The following is a 17,856-nucleotide window of genomic DNA, read 5'->3' as shown; positions in this document are numbered from 1 at the left end:
AAAATGATTACAATCAAGATCGGAGGAAGTGTAGTAGATGGACTTCATCCGTCAACTATTTCTGATCTAAAAAAAGTTTCAGAAAAAGAAAAAGTAATTCTGGTACATGGAGGAGGAAAAGAAGTAACAAAGATTTCAGAGGCATTAGGAAAAGAACAAAAATTCATTGTTTCTCCAGGCGGAATAAAAAGTAGATTTACTGACAAGGAAACTGTAGAGATCTTCACCATGGTAATGTCTGGAAAAATAAACAAAATGATAGTAGGAATGTTACAAAAAAATGGCATCAATGCAGTTGGACTGTCAGGTGTAGATGGAAGAATTATTCAGGCTGAACGCAAAAAAAAATTGATTGTGATTAATGAAAAAGGTCGCAAGATGGCAATAGATGGAGGATATACTGGAAAGATAAAAGAAGTAAATTCGAGTCTTATAAAATCAATCCTAGATCAAGGCTACGTTCCAGTCATATCACCAATTGCAATAAGCGAAGAATCTGATTTTCTTAATGTAGATGGAGATAGAGCCGCCGCATATGTAGCAGGTAAGATGCAATCTGACAAGATTTTGTTTTTGACTAATGTGGATGGTTTACTGATGGATGAAAAACTTGTAAAGAAACTTTCTTTAGCTGAAGCAAAGGAAATTCTTCCAAAAATAGGCTTTGGTATGGAAAAAAAGATACTTGCTGCAACAGAATCCCTCGAGATGGGAGTAAAACAAGCTCTTATTGCAAACGGTCAAAGAGAAAACCCCATATCAGCTGCCATTGCACACGATAACTGTACGGTGATTACAAAATGATTGAAGATCAATTCATGGGAAATATCTATCAGAGATTTCCTGTTACAATAGAACGCGGTCTTGGTTCACATGTGTGGGACACTAACGGAAAAGAGTACATTGATTGTATGGGTGGATATGGTGTTGCTCTTGTTGGTCATTGCAATCCACGTGTTGTAAAGGCAATAAAAGAACAACTTGATAAAATAATAACAGTACATAGTTCACTTTACAACAAAACACGTGAACGATTCTTAGAAACTCTGATGAAAATAGCTCCAAAGAATCTAAATCAAGTTTATCTAAATAATAGTGGAACTGAGGCAGTAGAGGCCGCAATAAAGTTTGCAAGAAAATTCACCGGTAAAACTGGAATGGTAGCAATGAATGGCTCTTATCATGGAAAATCACTTGGATCTCTTTCAATTACATTTAGTCAAAAATATAGAAAACCATTTGAACCATTAGTAGAGAAAGTTTCATTCTCACCATTTGGAGATATTGAAGTTTTAAGATCTACAATAAATTCTGATACTGCATTTATCATAATAGAACCAATACAGGGAGAAAGTGGAATTCATGTTGCACCAGATGGATTCTTACAGGCTGTTAGAAAATTATGTAATGAAAAAGGCATTCTTTTGATCTTTGATGAAATTCAGGCTGGCCTTGGCAGAACTGGCAAGATGTGGGCAGGTCAACACTGGGATACGACTCCAGATATTATGTGCCTAGCAAAGGGAATTGCAGGAGGAGTTCCTATGGGAGCTACATTGGTACGAGAGGATATTCTCGCTTGTATTAGTAAAGGTGAGCAATCATCTACTTTTGGAGGAAATCCTCTTTCATGCGCTGCAGGTATTGCTTCAGTTGAAGCCTTGACACAAGATGGATTGGTTGAAAATGCAGCAAAAATGGGAAAACTATTCCGAGAAGGATTAGAGAGATTAAAGGAAAAGCACAAAATTATTCGTGAAGTAAGAGGTAAGGGTTTGATGATTGGAGTAGAAATGAAATTTGAAGTAAAAGATATTTTGTTTGATGGAATAGCAAACAACCTTTTACTTTTATATTCTGGAAAGAACATATTGCGATTACTACCACCTCTTGTCATTTCTGAATCAGATATAACCAAAGCTTTAGAAACATTAGATATGATAATAGGAAAAGAGGAAAAAAGAAGAAATGTCTAAAGACAGAACAGATGATTCAATCATTGAAATATTAAAAAAAGATTCTAGGGAATCTTTTGTAGTGATAGGACAAAAACTTGGTCTTTCTGAATCTGCAGTAAGAAGAAGAGTAAAAAATCTTACTGATGGTGGAATCATAAAAAAATTCACAGTAGAAACAGGAGATGCAAATGCAACTAGTGCAATCATTTTGATTTCTGTGGATTCTGCAACTGACACATCCAAAGTTTCAGCAAAATTAACAAAGCTACACGGTGTCCATACTGTTTATGAAATTACTGGACAGTATGATATTGCAGTTATAATCAGAGCACCAACCATTACAGATATCAATGTGTGTATTGATTCTTTGCGCAAAGTTCCTGGTGTGTTTGATACCAACACGGTCATCATATTACGTACTGTAACTTAAAAAACGAAGTTCGGATCTTTTTTATCCATAATGCCGAAAAGCGGCTTAGATATTCTAAAAATAGCCGATTTCTGTACGAATATGTTTATATTCGCCAGTTTTTTGTACTAGATCAGCAATGGACGATCCGAATTACTACGCATACAAATATAATGAAATTGGAGTAAAACCAAAGAAAATTCATGTCCTAGATAGCACTCTAAGAGAAGGAGAACAACATCCAGGAGTTACATTTTCAAACAAACAACGAATCCAAATTGCATGGATGCTTGATTATTTTGGTGTTGATCAAATTGAGATTTCTCCAGTTGTATCAAGTGATCATAAAGAAGCAACAAAAACAATAATCAAACAAGGATTAAGAGCAGATATTGTAGCACATGTACGTGCCTTGAAGGAAGATGTCGATATTGCACTTGATTGCGATGCAACTTGGATGGCCACATATCTTGGAATGTCAGATATACATCTAAATGATAAATTAAGAATAACTAGAGAAGAGGCGTTACGCAGAGCAGTTGAGACTGTAGAATATGCAAAATCACACGGACTCAAAATGAGATTTACAATGGAAGATGCCAGCAGAGCAGAGCCAGAATTTTTGATAAAGATGTGTAAGGCAATTGAAGAAGTTGGTGTTGACAGAATAAGTATTCCAGATACGGTAGGAATAATGCGCCCAAATGGAATGTATAATTTAGTAAAAACAGTTCGTGATCAAATAAAAATACCACTTGATGTACACTGTCATAATGATATTGGGCTGGCATTAGCAAATGCATTTGCTGGTTGTGATGCCGGAGCAGATCAAATTCACACTACAATAGACGGGATTGGTGAAAGGACTGGAATTCCTGCATTAGCAGAAACTGCAATTGCATTATCCTATCTTTACAAATCTCCAAACAGTTTCAGGTTAGATATGTTAATGGATCTCTCAAGGTTAATCGAACAATATACTACTATCAGACCATATGATTCCAAGCCAATAGTTGGTGCTACTGCCTACAAACACAAGGCAGGAACTCATCTAGCTGCTATTCTTAGAAACCCTGCAGCATACGAGCCAATTGATCCCAAAGTAGTAGGAAACCGGAGAAGAATAGTATTTGGAGAACTGGCTGGTAAAAACGGTGCGGCATATCTAATGTCTCTTTTAGGTTTAGAACAAAATGATGAGCATGCCAAAGCTGTTGCAGCAGGTCTTAAGAACTTGCGAATGGGAGACTTGCTTGAAATTCCATTAGATGACAGACTGGAAAGAAAGATAATTAATGACACCCAAGTGAAGATAAAAACAGGAAAATAATATGAAATGTTTAGAATGTGATGCAAACATCTCCCCTCCAAAAGATTCCATGGCAGGAGAAATAATAACATGTCCAGATTGTGGTGCAAGCTTTGAACTTGTAAAAGGATCTACCGGCTTTGAGTTAAAACCAGCACAAACTGTTGGTGAGGACTGGGGCCAGTGAGTTCAGGTTTATCGATTCTTTACGACACCATCCGGTGGGAAGAAAAAGCACTCTTTGACGCAGGCAAGAAAAAAGATACCGACATAAAGATGGTGGACTGTAAGAATTTATTTTTAGATTTAGACAAAGGAAAAGATAACTTCGATACCGTATTACAAAGATGTGTTAGTTACTATCGTAGTCTTCACTCAACAGCAGCACTAGAAGGAAAAGGAGTAAATGTGATAAATTCTTTAAACACCAGCATCTTTGCCGGAAACAAATTGTTCACACATATGCTTTTGCAAAAACAAAATATACCAACACCATTTAGTGCAGTTGCCTTTTCTGAAGAAGCTGCACTAGAAGCCCTAGAAAATAACGGTTACCCAATGGTGCTCAAACCAACGGTAGGTAGTTGGGGAAGAATGATCGCACTGTTAAAGGATCGCGATTCTGCCGAAGGAATAATGGAAAGCAGAGAGAGAATGTACCCAATTTACCAAGTATATTATCTAGAAGAATTTGTGCAAAGACCGCCCAGAGACATCAGAGCGATCACGATAGGAGACAAGGTAGTTGCTGCCATATACCGATACTCTGGAGACGGACAATGGAAAACAAATATGGCACTTGGCGGAAGAGCCGAAGTGTGCGAGGTGACAAAAGAATTGGAAGATATTTGTATCAAGGCAAAAAATGCTGTATACGGTCAGATAGTAGGAGTAGATCTAATGGAAAGTAAAGAAAAGGGCCTTGTTGTACATGAAGTAAACAACACAACAGAATACAAAAATACCGTCAGAGTTACTGGTGTAGATATTCCAGCAATGATGATAGATTACGCACTACAGTCGAGAAAATAAGAATTGGACTCTTCAATTACCGTAACACCAAGGTTTTCAGTAAAGATGCTTGAGAAAGCACTTAGGCTTTACACTCCTTCACTTGCAGAAAAACCTCTTGCAGAATTTTTAGCAGACAAGTGTGATGATTTGGGATTTGAAAACATTCACATTGATGAGGTTGGAAATCTTATTGCAACAAAAGGAGCTGGCTCTCCAAAAATTCTTTTGTGTGGGCATATGGATACAGTACCTGGTAAAATAAAAGTAAAAAATGACAACGGGTACATTTATGGACGTGGCGCTTCTGATGCAAAGGCTCCACTTATGGCAATGCTTCTTGCCGCAGCATCAATTCAAAACAATAGTGGAACTGTAGTATTTGCGGCAGTAGTAGATGAAGAAGGAAATGCAACAGGAATCAAAAGTTTGGTTAAACAAAAACTCGATATTGATTATGCCATCTTTGGTGAACCAAGCGGAATTAGAAATATAACAATAGCATACAAGGGAAGAATTGCTATCAATCTCAAAGTAAATGTAGGAAATAGTGCACATGCTAGCGCTCCTTGGCTTGCAAAAAATGCAATAGACGAGTCATATGTGTTCATTAAAGAACTCAAAGATTCACTAGAGGCAAACCAATCTGACAAACCAAAGGGTATGATCCTAACAGCTACTTTAACTGAGATAAAAGGAGGAACTAGTCACAATGTAACAGCACTAGAATGTGATGCAATAATGGATATCAGGATTCCAGTAAACATGAACTGCAAAACAGTTGGAGAAAAAATAGCAACCACAGTACAAGAGGTTGCAAAAAAACAAGGAGTTAATGCATTTTATTCTGTACTTGATGAAACAGAACCATTTGAGGCACCACACAACTCACCACTTGTAAGGGCATTAACTTTGGGAGTACTAGATGTTGAAAAAGCAAGGCCTCAGTTAATTCGAAAAACTGGAACCGGCGATATGAACATAATTGGAAATGCATTGAATATACCTGTTGTCACATATGGTCCAGGAGATCCACATGCATCTCACACCATAGATGAACGGGTTTCCGTAGATGAATTTCTTAGAAGTATTGAAGTTTTCAAGCAAATGCTTTATCATCTAAAAAGATTGCATAGTAAATAATACGAAGCTCAAAATAACCAAAATCTGAAATTCGATTATGCTTTGGTTTGTAGGTCTAGGAATTTCTGGTCCTGATGGAATAGGTCTTGATACATTGAAAATACTAAAGAGTGCAGACGTAGTATTTTTTGAAATATTTACTAGTCCTATTCCACAATCAGAAATGCTAAAAATAAAAAAGATGGTAAAAGGCGAGTTCAAAACTGCACCAAGATGGATTGTAGAGGACGGAAAGGCAATTCTCAAAGAAGCAAAAAAGAAAAATGTTGTACTTGTCTCATATGGAGATCCCTACATAGCAACAACTCACATAGAATTGAGGACAAGAGCCATTTTGGAAAAAATTAAAACAAAAACAATCCATGCCGCATCTGCTATCACTTCATTAGTTGGAGAATGTGGTCTACATTATTACAAATTAGGAAAGCCTGTAACCATGATGAATGAGAAACAATCAGTCCCTAGTGTATATTATACAATTTATCAAAATCTCATAGCTGGAAGCCACACTATAATAATATTAGAATATAATAATGATAAAAAATTCTTCTTGGATCCAAAAGATGCATTAACAAATCTACTTTGGATTGAAAATGAACAAAAAAGAAATGTTGTTGACGAATCAAGTTTTGCAATAGTGGCATCAAGGATTGGTGCAAAAAGTCAAAACATAGTAGCAGGAAAATTATCCACACTTAAAAAAACGAGTTTCGGTAAGCCTCCACACACAATTATAATACCAGGAAAGATGCATTTTACAGAACATGATGCGTTAAAAGTTCTTGCAAAATGTCTTGATGAACCATTTGATAATTCTTCAAAGATTAAAAAAATTTCAGATCAGATGCTCCAAAAATACATTCCAAAAGCTAGAAAAGCATTAGACGAAGTAACAAAACAATTCAAAGACGATAAATCACTTCAATCTGTTTTAGAAAATGCTGATCTTTACTTGGAAGATGCTGAAAAGTTTCAAAGTGAAGGAAAGGATGAGCTTGCAGTACTAAGCATAGGATATGCAGAAGGACTGATAGATGCCTTGAGATTTTCAAAAGGAATGGACCCGTGGGCATAGAGTTTATAGATAAACTAATGGTAGGAATCTTGTTTTAGTGATATGGTTGGATGCACTCGATAAGGAAATAATTTCAGCATTATTCGTAGCCGCTCTTTCAAAAGATGATCCTATTTCAATAATTCGAAGGAAGCTTCCTGTAAATCCTGATCATCTCAAAGCAAAGATAGAATCATTTGTAAAACATGGAATAGTTGAGTCGGATAAAAAAACGCTTACAGAGTTAGGTAGATCTTCACTAAGAGTTGTTTTGGCAGGCGGAGTTTTTGATATAATACATCCTGGCCATTTACACACGTTACGAGCTGCAAAGACTCTTGGTGATGTATTAGTTGTTGTAATAGCAACAGATCAGACAGCACAAAAAATGAAGAGTAGAATACCTCTTCACAACATGGAGTTAAGACGCGATTTGGTAAATTCGCTTTCAATGGTGGATTATGCAGTAGTAGGATATGAAGGAGATATTTTCAAGACGGTAGCATATGTAAAACCTGATATCATAGCACTAGGATACGATCAAGTTCATCAGGAGAAATTCATAACTGATGGATGCAGGAAAATTAATGTTAATGTAAGCATTGCAAGATTACAATCCCCCATACCAGACATTAAAAGCTCTAAAATAGAAAATGAGTACGGTAGCTCTATTTACAGAACATAGTTATGAAGTTTTAATTTATTTTAAATTATTTTTTTCATTTTCAGATAATAGACATTTCAAGCCATTTGTCTCTATACCAAATTTTGTACATATAAGAATAATGAAGCTGTTTTTGGATGAATTTATTATTTTGAACGAATAGGTACTCTGATTGAGATCTGTGAGCCAGTTGATAGTTTTGTTATTTTTTTGATGTTTTCTTTTGAAATTAATTCTATAACAGAATCATCATGATGCGTCCTTTCCAAAGTAATCAATGCAGCATCAATTGAATTGTTGATCTTTGAAGGATAGCATTTTACCCAACCATACGTTCGCTTGCCATCAGAAAATCCATTTATCATTATTCCAGGATGTGCATCAAGAGTACGTTTTGCTTCGATGAATTCTTTATCTTTTAGTTTAACATTTAGTGTTCCAGGAAATGGGATGTAACCAAGTTTTGATTTAAACTGTTTTTCATACCCTTTCATTGACATATAATATGCACCCTCTCCCATGCCAGAAACTATTGTGCCTTTAAATTCTATATAAGATGGTGAAGATTCCAAGCTTGATTTTAAAATTGTAGATATTCTTGCCATTTCAGTATGTCCTTTAGTTGTGATTCTAACAGAGACCCGTTGTCCACTTCGCATCCTCTCAACATACCCATCTCTTTCTAATTCCAAAAGATGTTTTGATGCAGCTTGTTGTGATTTGTTTATACTTTTTCCTAGTGACAGTGTTGTGATTGTAACAAAGTTATGTCTGGCACCTTTTGCTAAAAGTTCTGCTAGTGTAAGGATGTGTTGAACTTTGAGTTCTGGCATTAAAATTTAGGCTATGCCCAGCTCTGTAAATGTTTTTAGTACCATACCATCAGCAGATTTTAGGTTAGCCATTCTATGACCTATAACGCACTCTATTCCAGCTTGTTTTGCAGCATCAATTAGTCTTTGTGTAATGATTCCATCTAAAACTAGATATTTTATACCAGATCCTGGAGAAAGTTTTCCTACAACCTCACTTACTGGAACCTTGAAAAGTTCACCAAGGTCTTCATTTAGTGCTACTGCCTCAAGTGATTCATTAAGATCTGGATAGACTTTTTTTGCAACGTTTGCAATTGATTCGTCTTTTGGATCTTGTAACTTTGGTTTAACCGTCTCTTTTTTCATATCTTCTGCAGTCTCCTTTAAAATTTCCACAATCTGTATTGGCGTTAGTTCTTCAACTTCAACTCCCTCAGGTGCGCGGTGAACCACATCAACGTTAACTAGAGCTTTGAGTTCTTTTAGTATGAACCCACCAGCTCTGTCACCATCTAAAAATGCAACAACTTTTGATTTTGAATTGCATAGTTCTTTAATGGATTCATCGATTCTTGCACCTTCAATTGCAAGTGCATTATCATATCCTGCTCTTAGTAAATTAATTACATCAGCTCTTCCTTCAACTAAAATTATCCATGGAGAGTCAAAAACGCCAGAACCGCATGCCAGCTTTTCTCTTCCAAATGTAACAAGTTTTCCGCCTCCACCTTCTGAGACATCTTTTAGCATCTCCTCTCCTTCGCTAATTGTTTTAGTAGACCATTTTTGGACAATATCTTTTGCCCTGTCAACAATCTCTTTTTTTTTTGCGGAACGAACATCATCGATTGCTTCTAGTTTGAAATGAGCCACAAATGGTCCTACTTTGTCAATGCTTTCAATAGCTGCTGCAATCAAAGCAGCAGTGTTGATATCAGTGCTCATGGGCAACAAGGCATCACCTTTTGTTTGAGTAGACGATGCCGTAGTGTTGACTTCTATCCTACCGACCTTCGATACTTTTTGAAGTTCATTTAGGTTCATCTCTGGTCCAAGCAGACCTTCTGTTTGGCCAAAAATCGCGCCTATTATGTCGGCCTTTTCAACCAATCCATCGACGTCAAAGCTGAGCTTAACGTGATACTTGACAATTCCTGTAGGTGGCAATTCATAATCCTCTTAATTTTTGATCAATTTATTTTCGTACGAGTCGGATATAAGTGCTATTGCTATAATACGTCTATAAACCGATCATGTGTCGCGTATTTTAAGAGATCCTCAATATGTCTGACTTTTCCCTTTGTTATGGATACAAGTTTTTTCTTAAATGAGAGATCTATTCTGACACGATGTTCTAGTTGAGATATTATCTTGCTTGTCAGGTATTTGCCTTTTCTATCGCCATCAAACAATACGATCAGATTTTTGTAGCTTGATACAGAATCAGCAAATCTTGCCAACCCTTTGAATCTATGAAACTCACAGATATTACCAGAATATCCTAGTTTTTGTAATGCAGACGTGTCCCGTTTTCCTTCAACTACTACTATGCTGTCTTTTTTTGAATTCAATGAATGGATTAAATTTTTAAGTTGTAATATTTCTGACTCGTGGAAATTCACAAAATCATTTAGTATTTAACATATTAAGCACTTTTCAAAATTATGTCTGATATACTTGTGATACAAAACGCAAAATATGAAGGATTATCAAATCTAGGCAAATTCCTAGAAAGAGATGGATTTAAAATTAGTATCATTTTTGCCAAAAAAGAAAAAATTCCAGAGGTAAAGCACTCTGGAGTTGTAATTTTAGGCGCTCCTGAAAGTGCAAATAATGATCTTTTGTATCTAAAAGAAGAGATGGAATTGATAAGATATGCTGTAAAAAAAGAGATTCCGTTACTTGGTATTTGTCTTGGCTCACAGCTTATTGCCAAATCATTTGGTGCCAAAGTATACCCTGGAAATAAAAAAGAGATAGGAATCTACCACGACATAGAGTTTGATAATATAGCGTCAGGTCTATTTTCTGGAATTAAGAGTCCTGCCACGGTGTTTCATTGGCATGGAGACACATTTGATCTGCCCCCAAATTCCACAAGACTGGCACACTCTAGAGATTATCAAAATCAGGCATTTCAGATAGGCAGTGCTGTAGGAGTACAGTTTCACCTAGAAGTTGATGAAGAAACAATCAAACTATGGCTAGAAAAATCAAAAGATGAGCTAAGTAAGACGCAATATATTGATCCAGAAGAGATAATCAGAGAGTTACCTGAAAACATTGAGACAATACAGAACAACATGAAAATCTTTTATCAAAATTTTAAGTCAAAATTCAATCTATGACAAAAGTTTAATATAATGACGATAAGACTTTCGGATCTGGTTATGAAAAAATTATCAAAAATCGTCAATCTGCAAAAATTTTTAAAATGCATTAGTGAATCAATGGAGTTTTCAAATTGAGTACAGTCACCAAAGTTTTTGAACAAACAATTACTACAGATCACAAGGTAATCACAGAAGATCTTTCAAAGGCAATTTTGAAGAAATACGGAATCAAAGTACCAGGATATGCGCTAGTAAACTCTGCCAAAGAAGCTACAAAGGCAGCAAAGAGGCTTGGGTATCCTCTTGTAATGAAAGTTGTTTCTCCACAAATCCTTCACAAAACAGATGTTGGTGGAGTCAAGGTGGGATTACAAAATGAAAAAGATGTAAAACAAGCTTTCAATGACATGTACAAAAGACTATCAAAGAAAAAAGGTGTCCATCTAAAAGGAATTCTTCTTGAGAAGATGGTTCCACAAGGAGTGGAGCTAATTGTTGGTCTTCAAAACGATCCACAGTTTGGCCCAGTGATAATGGTAGGCCTTGGCGGCGTATTAACTGAAATATTCAAAGATGTTGCGTTTAGAATGCTTCCAATTACAATTGCAGATGCAAAGTCTATGTTTGAAGAGCTAAAAGGTGCAAAAATATTGCAAGGATACAGGGGAAGCAAACCAATAGACCAAAACATGCTTGCAAAGGCACTAGTTCAGATAGGAAAGATTGGAACAGACAATGCAGGCTACTTTGACAGCATTGACTTTAACCCAATTGTGGTGTATCCAAAATCATACTATGTTGTTGATGCAAAGATACTTTTAAGAAAGGAATTCAAAAAAGATGCAATTTCTAAAGTACAACCAAATGCAGAATTTATGGAGACGTTTTTTACGCCACAGTCAGTAGCGTTGGTTGGAGCATCTGCAACTCCAGGAAAAATTGGCAATTCTGTTTTAGATAGTATTGCAAAACACGATTACAAAGGAAAAGTATATCCAATAAATCCAAAGTCAGAAGAAATTTTGGGACTCAAATGCTATCCATCATTATCTGTAATTCCAGATAAGGTAGACTTGGTAGTGGTTTGTGTAGATCTTTCCATTACAGCACCGGTTTTAGAAGAATGTGCAAAAAAAGGAATACATAATGTTGTAATCGTGTCTGGGGGTGGAAAAGAACTTGGTGGTGATAGAGCAGCAATGGAAGCAGAAATAAAACGTTTGTCAGAAGTACACAAAATTAGAATAATTGGTCCAAATTGTATCGGCATGTTCAATGCAGCAAATAGACTAGATTGCGCATTCCAAGGACAGGAAAGAATGGTAAGAGCTAAACTAGGACCTGTTGCATTATTATCTCAAAGCGGAACTATGGGAATCAGCTTTTTAGAAACTGCAGATACTTTTGGTCTTTCAAAGATGGTAAGCTATGGAAACAGATCAGATGTAGACGAAGCAGATATGATTTGGTATCTAGCAAACGATCCTCAGACCAAAGTAATTGCACTATATGTAGAAGGATTTGGAGATGGCCGCAAATTCATAGAGACTGCAAAGCGTGTAATGGCAGAAAAACACAAACCAGTTGTAATTTGGAAGAGTGGTAGAACAACACTAGGAGCAAAACAGGCAGCATCACATACTGGATCATTGGGAGGCTCTAATGCAATAATTATGGGAGCATTCAAACAAGCTGGAATAATTTCAGTAGATAGTTATCAGGAACTTGCAGGAGCAGTAAAGGCACTTGCATGGCAACCAGCTGCAAAAGGCGGCAGAATTGGTCTTGTAAGTAATGGTGCAGGACCTATGATTGGAGCAATAGATCACTTTGAAAGATTTGGATTAGAACTTGCCAAGGTCACAGAAAATACTGTAAAAGAAATGAAGGCGCATTATCCTGTAACATATGTTATTGGAAGTGGAAACCCAGTAGATGTAACTGGCGGAGCAAATGCAGATGATTATAGGTACACAATTCAAAAATTCATGGAAGATCCTAATGTGGATATCATCATGCCATGGTTTGTATTTCAAGATGATCCATTAGAAGAAACAATCATTGATTATCTTGGAGAGTTTTCAAAACAGCAAAAGAAGCCAATCATAGTAGGTGGAAATGGTGGGCCTTATACAAAAAAGGTTTCAGATATGATTGAAAAACACAATGTTCCAGTATATGATGACATTAGAACATGGGTAGCAGTTGCATCCGCATTACATCAATGGGGAAAACACTAACCTTCTGACAACGTTTAATTTCCTGTAAATTGGAGTTTTTTCATGTCACTAGTTAACGTCTCAAAATCAGATGGAGTTGCTACTGTAAAAATAAACAGACCTGACAAATATAATGCAATGAATACTGAAGTTGCTAAAGAACTAATTACAGTTTTCAACGAGATTGACAAAGATGACGCTGTCAAGGTAATCATACTTACAGGAGAAGGTGACAAGGCATTTTCTGCAGGTGCAGACATTGCATACATGTCTACCATCACACCAATTGAATCAGAAGCATATGCAAAGACAGGACACCTTCTAACTTTCACAGTTGAAAATTGTAGCAAACCAACAATTGCAGCAGTAAATGGATTTGCGTTAGGGGGAGGATGTGAACTTGCTCTGGCATGCGATATTAGAATTGCGGCAGATACTGCAAAGATGGGTCAGCCCGAAGTAACCATAGGAGTTTGTCCAGGATGGGGTGGAACACAAAGATTACAGAGAATTGTTGGAATTGCAAAAGCAAAAGAATTGATCTATACAGGACGACAAGTAAAAGCAAATGAAGCAAAAGAAATTGGTCTGGTAAACCAAGTAATTGAATTGTCAAAGCTTTCTGAGGAAGCAAATAACATGGCAAAGATGATAGCGCAAAATTCTGCAATGGCAGTAAGAATGTCAAAGATTGCCATTAACAAAGGCAGAAATTCGGACATTGATACAGGACTTGCCTTGGAGTTATACACTTGGGGATTATGTTTTACTCATCCCGACAGAGCGGAAAGAATGACTGCTTTTGTAAATAAGTCAAAGAAATAGAAAAAACCCATTTTTTACGAGATTCCTAATATGTCAAGTATGAAAAGCTTATTATAATTTAAAAGACTCACATTAGTTATGAGTAACTCACAGACCACCAAACTGCTTACAATTACTCCAAAAGCAGCAGAAAAAGTAATTGCCTTTATGAAAGAGGAAGCAGATAAGCCAGAATTTCTTAGAGTGTATGTTCAAGGCGGCGGTTGTTCAGGCCTTTCATATGGAATGGGTTTTGAGCAAAAGGCCGAAGAGGACGATCTTGTAATAGAAGAAAATGGTGTAAAGATGGTAATAGACAGCTATAGTGCTGACTATCTTAAAGGTGCAAATGTTGACTATATTGAAAGTCTGATGGGTGCTGGATTTAAAATCAACAATCCAAACGTGACAAAGAGCTGTTCCTGTGGAAGTTCTTTTAGCACATCCTAAACCAGACTAAAATCACTTTTTATTTTATAATCTAGTCAATACATTGTAAAATTTTTTACATGACAACTAGTGTCATGGTTGTAAGAATATGAGGTACGGTTCTTACTTTTTTTGTAATAATTTCTTCAAGTTTCCTAGTGTCGTCTGACTCTATCTTCACTATTACATCATATAGTCCAAGAACACCTGTAACTTCTGAGATTCCTTTTATTTCCATCAATGCTCTGATTACTTGATTTTCCTTTCCTGTGTTGCAATGAACTGCGACAAATGCTTTGGCCATAATCTAACTTGACTTTCCTTGCTATTGAAGATATCCTAAGGCCACAGGCCACGTGCTTCAAACGATTCCAGTACTCGGCTAACTGCTAAAACCATGCTGCCTTTTCGCATGTCTACTTTGTGTTTTTGTGCCAAGTTGTATGTGTCATTAAAGCCTCTGACAATATGTTTTTCCATAGTTTTTGCCACTTCGTCAAATGTCCAGTAATATCTCTGCAGGTTTTGTACCCATTCCAGATACGATATGCATACTCCACCCGAATTTGCCAAAATGTCAGGTATCACCATTATTTTTTTCTTGAATAAAACGACATCAGCCTCAGGTGTTGTTGGTCCGTTTGCTGCTTCCGCTATAATCTTACACCTGATATTTTTTGCAATCTCTGGTGTTATTTGATTTTCTAAAGCTGCTGGAACAAGTATATCACATGGTGTAGTTAGAAGTTGTTCTGTTGTTATTTTTTTGCTTCCAGGATATCCAATAACTGAACCATGTTTGTTTTTGTAATCAAGAACTTTTTTTGAATCTAGTCCCTTTGGATTTATTATAGAACCTTTTGAATCACTAACTGCAATAACTTTTGCACCCATTTTTTCTATGTATTCTGCTGCAAATGTTCCCGCATTTCCAAATCCTTGTATGACTACTCTAGCGCCCCTTAGTTTTAGTTTGAGTTTTTTTGCACCCTCTCTCACACAGTATGCTACACCCAAACCGGTTGCAACATTTCTAGCAAGAGAGCCTCCTACAGAAAGTGGTTTTCCTGTTATAACAGCTGGTTCTCCTTGTCCATGCATTACACTATATACATCCATAATCTGAGCCATTTCTTTGCCAGTAGTGTAAACATCAGGAGCTGGAATATCTTTTCCTGGTCCAATAATTTCAGAAATGGCATATGCGTATCTTCTTGTCATTCGTTCTTTTTCTCCAGCTGATAATTTCTTTGGATCACAAATGATTCCACCTTTTCCTCCACCAAATGGAACATCAACTATGGCACACTTCCATGTCATCCACATTGAGAGTGCCTTTACTTCTTCTAGTGTAACACCTGGATGATATCTAATTCCTCCTTTGTGGGGACCTCGAAAATCATTATGCTGTGATCTATATCCTGTGAAGACTCTGATCTTTCCGTTGTCCATTTTAACTGGAATGGATACTGTAAGAATTTTTTTTGGTGTTGCAAGCATCTCGTGCACGCCTGGATCAAGTTTCAGAATTTTTGCTGCATCGTCAAGTTGTTTTAATGCATTCTGCCAAGGATCTATCTTTACCAAATTATACCATCTTGAGTGACGAGATATTCTATTTAAATTTGTTGAGAATTTATGGTGTAGAGTTATCGGTGCCTTGTGATGACTGTGATGTACCCATCTTTGATGCGATCAAATTCTTTAGTTCGTCATCAGTTTTATTGATATAATCAATTCCAAGTGACTTTGCAATTGTTTCAAGCTTTTGTCTTTCTGTCTCCACTGGTCCTTGTATTGAAAGATTATAGCTTGTAGTTGCCTTTTGTAATTCGTTTTGTACCATATTTTTTGTCTTGTTGTATTCACCCATAAGCTTTCCAATCTTTCGTGATACATCAGGAAGTCTTTTTGGTCCTAAAAACAGAATTATGGCTACAAAAGCAATGATTATCCATTCATTTCCAATGATATCAAGTGAAAAATCTAACACACTACAAGTTGTATTGTTACAAAATTAAAGTTTTGGAAACTATTTGTATGCAGCAACCATTATTGCTCCACCCATCATTCCTTTTTCAAATTCAACTTTTGAGAATTTGTCAAGCAATAGAGATTCAAGTTTTTTATTTTTCGGCCACAACTTGTATGTTCTATAAAGAGTTCCAAATTTAAAGCCAAGTTTGCCTGCTGCCGCAGTTGCTATGATTGGCAATATCATTCTAAGATAAAATGAGACGCCAAATCTTAAAAATGAATTATCTGGCTTTCCCAAATCTACAATGACAAATCTGCCACCTTTTTTTAATACGCGATGAATTTCAGATATAGCAATTTTAAGACTGATTGCATCACGCAATGAATAGCCACACATTACAGCATCAAATTTTTCGTCTTGAAATGGAATGTGTTCAAACACTCCGCAAGCTAGACTTGGATCGTTTGTAAATAATCTTTTTGTATTTTTTAGCATTGGTTGCAGTGGATCATAAAGTGTAATTTGTAAATCATCATTACAAATCTTTAATGCAGTTTTTGACATGTTTCCAAATCCAGAACCTGCATCTAATACCACATTTCCTTGTCTTACTCTTCCAAAAATTCCTTTAATGCGAAAATCTTTGTCCTTGCCAAGTGAAATTACAGAGTTGACCTTATCGTAGACAGGAATTATATCTTCCAGAACATCAAGTACTTCTCCCCAATAGCTTCCAAGACCCATACAAAATTTGGAATGTTTGGATATTATATGTCAATTCAAGATTTCATTTCAGAAATTGTTGCAGGGATACCTTCGACATAGGATTTATACACAAAATCACATATCGACGTAATTTTATTATTTGATGTCTTCATTGATGTGGTTAAAAGCTTAACAAAATCACCTCCCATTACAGCCTTTGCCAAAATTGTTGGAATGGTTCCAGGTTCTTTTATACCCAGTTCTTTGCAAACTAAACTAACAAAGTCCTTGAATGTAACAGGCATAGAATCAGTGATAACAAAAGATTGGTTTACGGCATTTTTTTCCGCGATTGACTCAAGACCAGATACAACATCGTCTACGTGTACAAAGCTTCTATAATATTCTCCAGAACCAGGTATTCTAAACGAGCCTTTCTTTAATCTCTCAACTAAGATGTTTTTGAACCATCCTCCATTTCCATAAACGTCTCCAAGATATGCAACACTAAACGCAATTCCTAATTCCTTACAGTTTGATTCCAGAAATTTTTGAGCTTCTAGTCTTATTTTGGCATATTCTGTATGTGGTTTTATTAGTGAGTTTTCATCCACAACATTATTTCCAGGATTACCAAACATACCTAGACCTGACACGTACACAATGAATTTGGTTTTTTCTTTTAGTAGACTAAATAAATTTACTGTGCCATCATAGTTTACTGCTCTTAGAATTTTCTTGTCCTTTTCTCCTGGCCATGCAGCTGCAAGGTGATAAACTACATCATACTCTTCATCAGGCAGTATGAAATCAGGATAGGTAAGATCTCCTGTCACTGTTTTTGCCGTAGGATTTGAAATTGCTCCTTGCCTAATAAGACAGGTAACTGAAACTCCTCTATTAACTAGTTTATCGACAAGTTTTGAACCAATAAATCCTGTTCCGCCAGTAACAAGGACTTCCAATGGTTTAAGATTAGATTTGTTGCTTAAAGGTTTAACCAGTTAACAACATTAGCAACA

21 protein-coding genes are annotated in these 17,856 nt (G+C 36.3%); 13 read left to right on the top strand and 8 right to left on the bottom strand.

From position 1 onward, the window contains the following. The first annotated feature begins 3 nt into the window (after positions 1-3). From VEU72_08900 to VEU72_08860, 9 genes are all read left to right on the top strand, one after another. Positions 4-804, top strand: a complete 801-nt coding sequence (locus VEU72_08900; GenBank protein HYL67246.1) for a [LysW]-aminoadipate/[LysW]-glutamate kinase — start codon at positions 4-6, stop codon at positions 802-804. Next, positions 801-1,976, top strand: coding sequence for an aspartate aminotransferase family protein (locus VEU72_08895; protein HYL67245.1), 1,176 nt, complete (start codon positions 801-803; stop codon positions 1,974-1,976). The genes VEU72_08900 and VEU72_08895 overlap by 4 nt, the downstream gene beginning before the upstream one ends. Continuing rightward, positions 1,969-2,388 carry an HTH-type transcriptional regulator LysM gene (gene lysM, locus VEU72_08890; GenBank protein ID HYL67244.1) on the top strand — a complete coding sequence of 140 codons (420 nt, stop codon included), beginning with the start codon at positions 1,969-1,971 and terminating at the stop codon, positions 2,386-2,388. The genes VEU72_08895 and lysM overlap by 8 nt, the downstream gene beginning before the upstream one ends. 118 nt (positions 2,389-2,506) lie before the next feature. Next, a complete protein-coding gene (locus tag VEU72_08885) occupies positions 2,507-3,697 on the top strand; it encodes a 2-isopropylmalate synthase (GenBank protein HYL67243.1) in 1,191 nt (396 codons plus the stop codon). Position 3,698: 1 nt separating this feature from the next. Continuing rightward, positions 3,699-3,863, top strand: coding sequence for an alpha-aminoadipate/glutamate carrier protein LysW/ArgW (lysW/argW, locus tag VEU72_08880; protein HYL67242.1), 165 nt, complete (start codon positions 3,699-3,701; stop codon positions 3,861-3,863). Next, on the top strand, positions 3,860-4,708 hold the full coding sequence (gene lysX / locus VEU72_08875) for a lysine biosynthesis protein LysX (GenBank protein HYL67241.1): 849 nt from the start codon (positions 3,860-3,862) through the stop codon (positions 4,706-4,708). The genes lysW/argW and lysX overlap by 4 nt, the downstream gene beginning before the upstream one ends. A 3-nt stretch (positions 4,709-4,711) precedes the next feature. Beyond that, positions 4,712-5,830 carry a M20/M25/M40 family metallo-hydrolase gene (locus VEU72_08870; protein HYL67240.1) on the top strand — a complete coding sequence of 373 codons (1,119 nt, stop codon included), beginning with the start codon at positions 4,712-4,714 and terminating at the stop codon, positions 5,828-5,830. A gap of 37 nt (positions 5,831-5,867) precedes the next feature. Next, a complete protein-coding gene (gene dph5, locus VEU72_08865) occupies positions 5,868-6,905 on the top strand; it encodes a diphthine synthase (protein ID HYL67239.1) in 1,038 nt (345 codons plus the stop codon). Positions 6,906-6,951: 46 nt separating this feature from the next. After that, on the top strand, positions 6,952-7,569 hold the full coding sequence (locus VEU72_08860) for an adenylyltransferase/cytidyltransferase family protein (GenBank protein HYL67238.1): 618 nt from the start codon (positions 6,952-6,954) through the stop codon (positions 7,567-7,569). Between the two features lie 125 nt (positions 7,570-7,694). Here the strand turns inward: VEU72_08860 and VEU72_08855 are convergent, their stop codons facing one another. The 3 genes from VEU72_08855 to VEU72_08845 form a co-directional block, all read right to left on the bottom strand. Next, positions 7,695-8,381, bottom strand: a complete 687-nt coding sequence (locus VEU72_08855; GenBank protein ID HYL67237.1) for a DUF120 domain-containing protein — start codon at positions 8,379-8,381, stop codon at positions 7,695-7,697. A 6-nt stretch (positions 8,382-8,387) separates the two neighbouring features. Then, complete coding sequence (gene dnaG, locus VEU72_08850) at positions 8,388-9,530, bottom strand: DNA primase DnaG (GenBank protein HYL67236.1); 1,143 nt, start codon at positions 9,528-9,530, stop codon at positions 8,388-8,390. A 62-nt stretch (positions 9,531-9,592) separates the two neighbouring features. Continuing rightward, on the bottom strand, positions 9,593-9,934 hold the full coding sequence (locus VEU72_08845) for a toprim domain-containing protein (protein HYL67235.1): 342 nt from the start codon (positions 9,932-9,934) through the stop codon (positions 9,593-9,595). Positions 9,935-10,027: 93 nt separating this feature from the next. On the opposite strand from VEU72_08845, the gene VEU72_08840 reads away from it, so the two are divergent. The 4 genes from VEU72_08840 to erpA all read left to right on the top strand — a co-directional run bounded on the left by VEU72_08840 (position 10,028) and on the right by erpA (position 14,172). Further along, positions 10,028-10,714, top strand: a complete 687-nt coding sequence (locus tag VEU72_08840) for a type 1 glutamine amidotransferase (GenBank protein ID HYL67234.1) — start codon at positions 10,028-10,030, stop codon at positions 10,712-10,714. 116 nt (positions 10,715-10,830) lie between these two features. Then, positions 10,831-12,939 (top strand): 3-hydroxypropionate--CoA ligase, encoded by a 2,109-nt coding sequence (locus VEU72_08835; GenBank protein ID HYL67233.1) that lies wholly within the window; start codon positions 10,831-10,833, stop codon positions 12,937-12,939. 42 nt (positions 12,940-12,981) lie between these two features. After that, entirely contained in the window at positions 12,982-13,743 is a 762-nt protein-coding gene (locus tag VEU72_08830; GenBank protein HYL67232.1) for an enoyl-CoA hydratase-related protein, read from the top strand. A 78-nt stretch (positions 13,744-13,821) separates the two neighbouring features. After that, positions 13,822-14,172 carry an iron-sulfur cluster insertion protein ErpA gene (erpA, locus tag VEU72_08825; GenBank protein HYL67231.1) on the top strand — a complete coding sequence of 117 codons (351 nt, stop codon included), beginning with the start codon at positions 13,822-13,824 and terminating at the stop codon, positions 14,170-14,172. A 55-nt stretch (positions 14,173-14,227) separates the two neighbouring features. On the opposite strand, the gene VEU72_08820 is transcribed toward erpA, so the two are convergent. From VEU72_08820 to VEU72_08800, 5 genes are read right to left on the bottom strand one after another with little or no spacing between them, the layout of a single operon-like run. Then, complete coding sequence (locus VEU72_08820) at positions 14,228-14,455, bottom strand: Lrp/AsnC ligand binding domain-containing protein (protein ID HYL67230.1); 228 nt, start codon at positions 14,453-14,455, stop codon at positions 14,228-14,230. 35 nt (positions 14,456-14,490) lie between these two features. Then, positions 14,491-15,738, bottom strand: a complete 1,248-nt coding sequence (locus VEU72_08815) for a Glu/Leu/Phe/Val dehydrogenase (protein HYL67229.1) — start codon at positions 15,736-15,738, stop codon at positions 14,491-14,493. A 49-nt stretch (positions 15,739-15,787) separates the two neighbouring features. Continuing rightward, complete coding sequence (locus tag VEU72_08810; protein ID HYL67228.1) at positions 15,788-16,144, bottom strand: twin-arginine translocase TatA/TatE family subunit; 357 nt, start codon at positions 16,142-16,144, stop codon at positions 15,788-15,790. Positions 16,145-16,183: 39 nt separating this feature from the next. Further along, the gene (locus VEU72_08805) at positions 16,184-16,873 is read right to left on the bottom strand and encodes a class I SAM-dependent methyltransferase (protein HYL67227.1); all 690 of its coding nucleotides are present in this window, start codon (positions 16,871-16,873) and stop codon (positions 16,184-16,186) included. A 35-nt stretch (positions 16,874-16,908) separates the two neighbouring features. After that, the gene (locus VEU72_08800) at positions 16,909-17,799 is read right to left on the bottom strand and encodes an NAD(P)-dependent oxidoreductase (GenBank protein HYL67226.1); all 891 of its coding nucleotides are present in this window, start codon (positions 17,797-17,799) and stop codon (positions 16,909-16,911) included. Positions 17,800-17,856: the final 57 nt, after the last annotated feature.

Source organism: Nitrosopumilaceae archaeon, from assembly GCA_035631875.1.
Taxonomy (GTDB): Archaea; Thermoproteota; Nitrososphaeria; order Nitrososphaerales; family Nitrosopumilaceae; genus TA-20.
The sequence above is the reverse complement of the archived record's forward strand: the minus strand, read 5'-3'. Positions and strand labels throughout refer to the sequence as shown.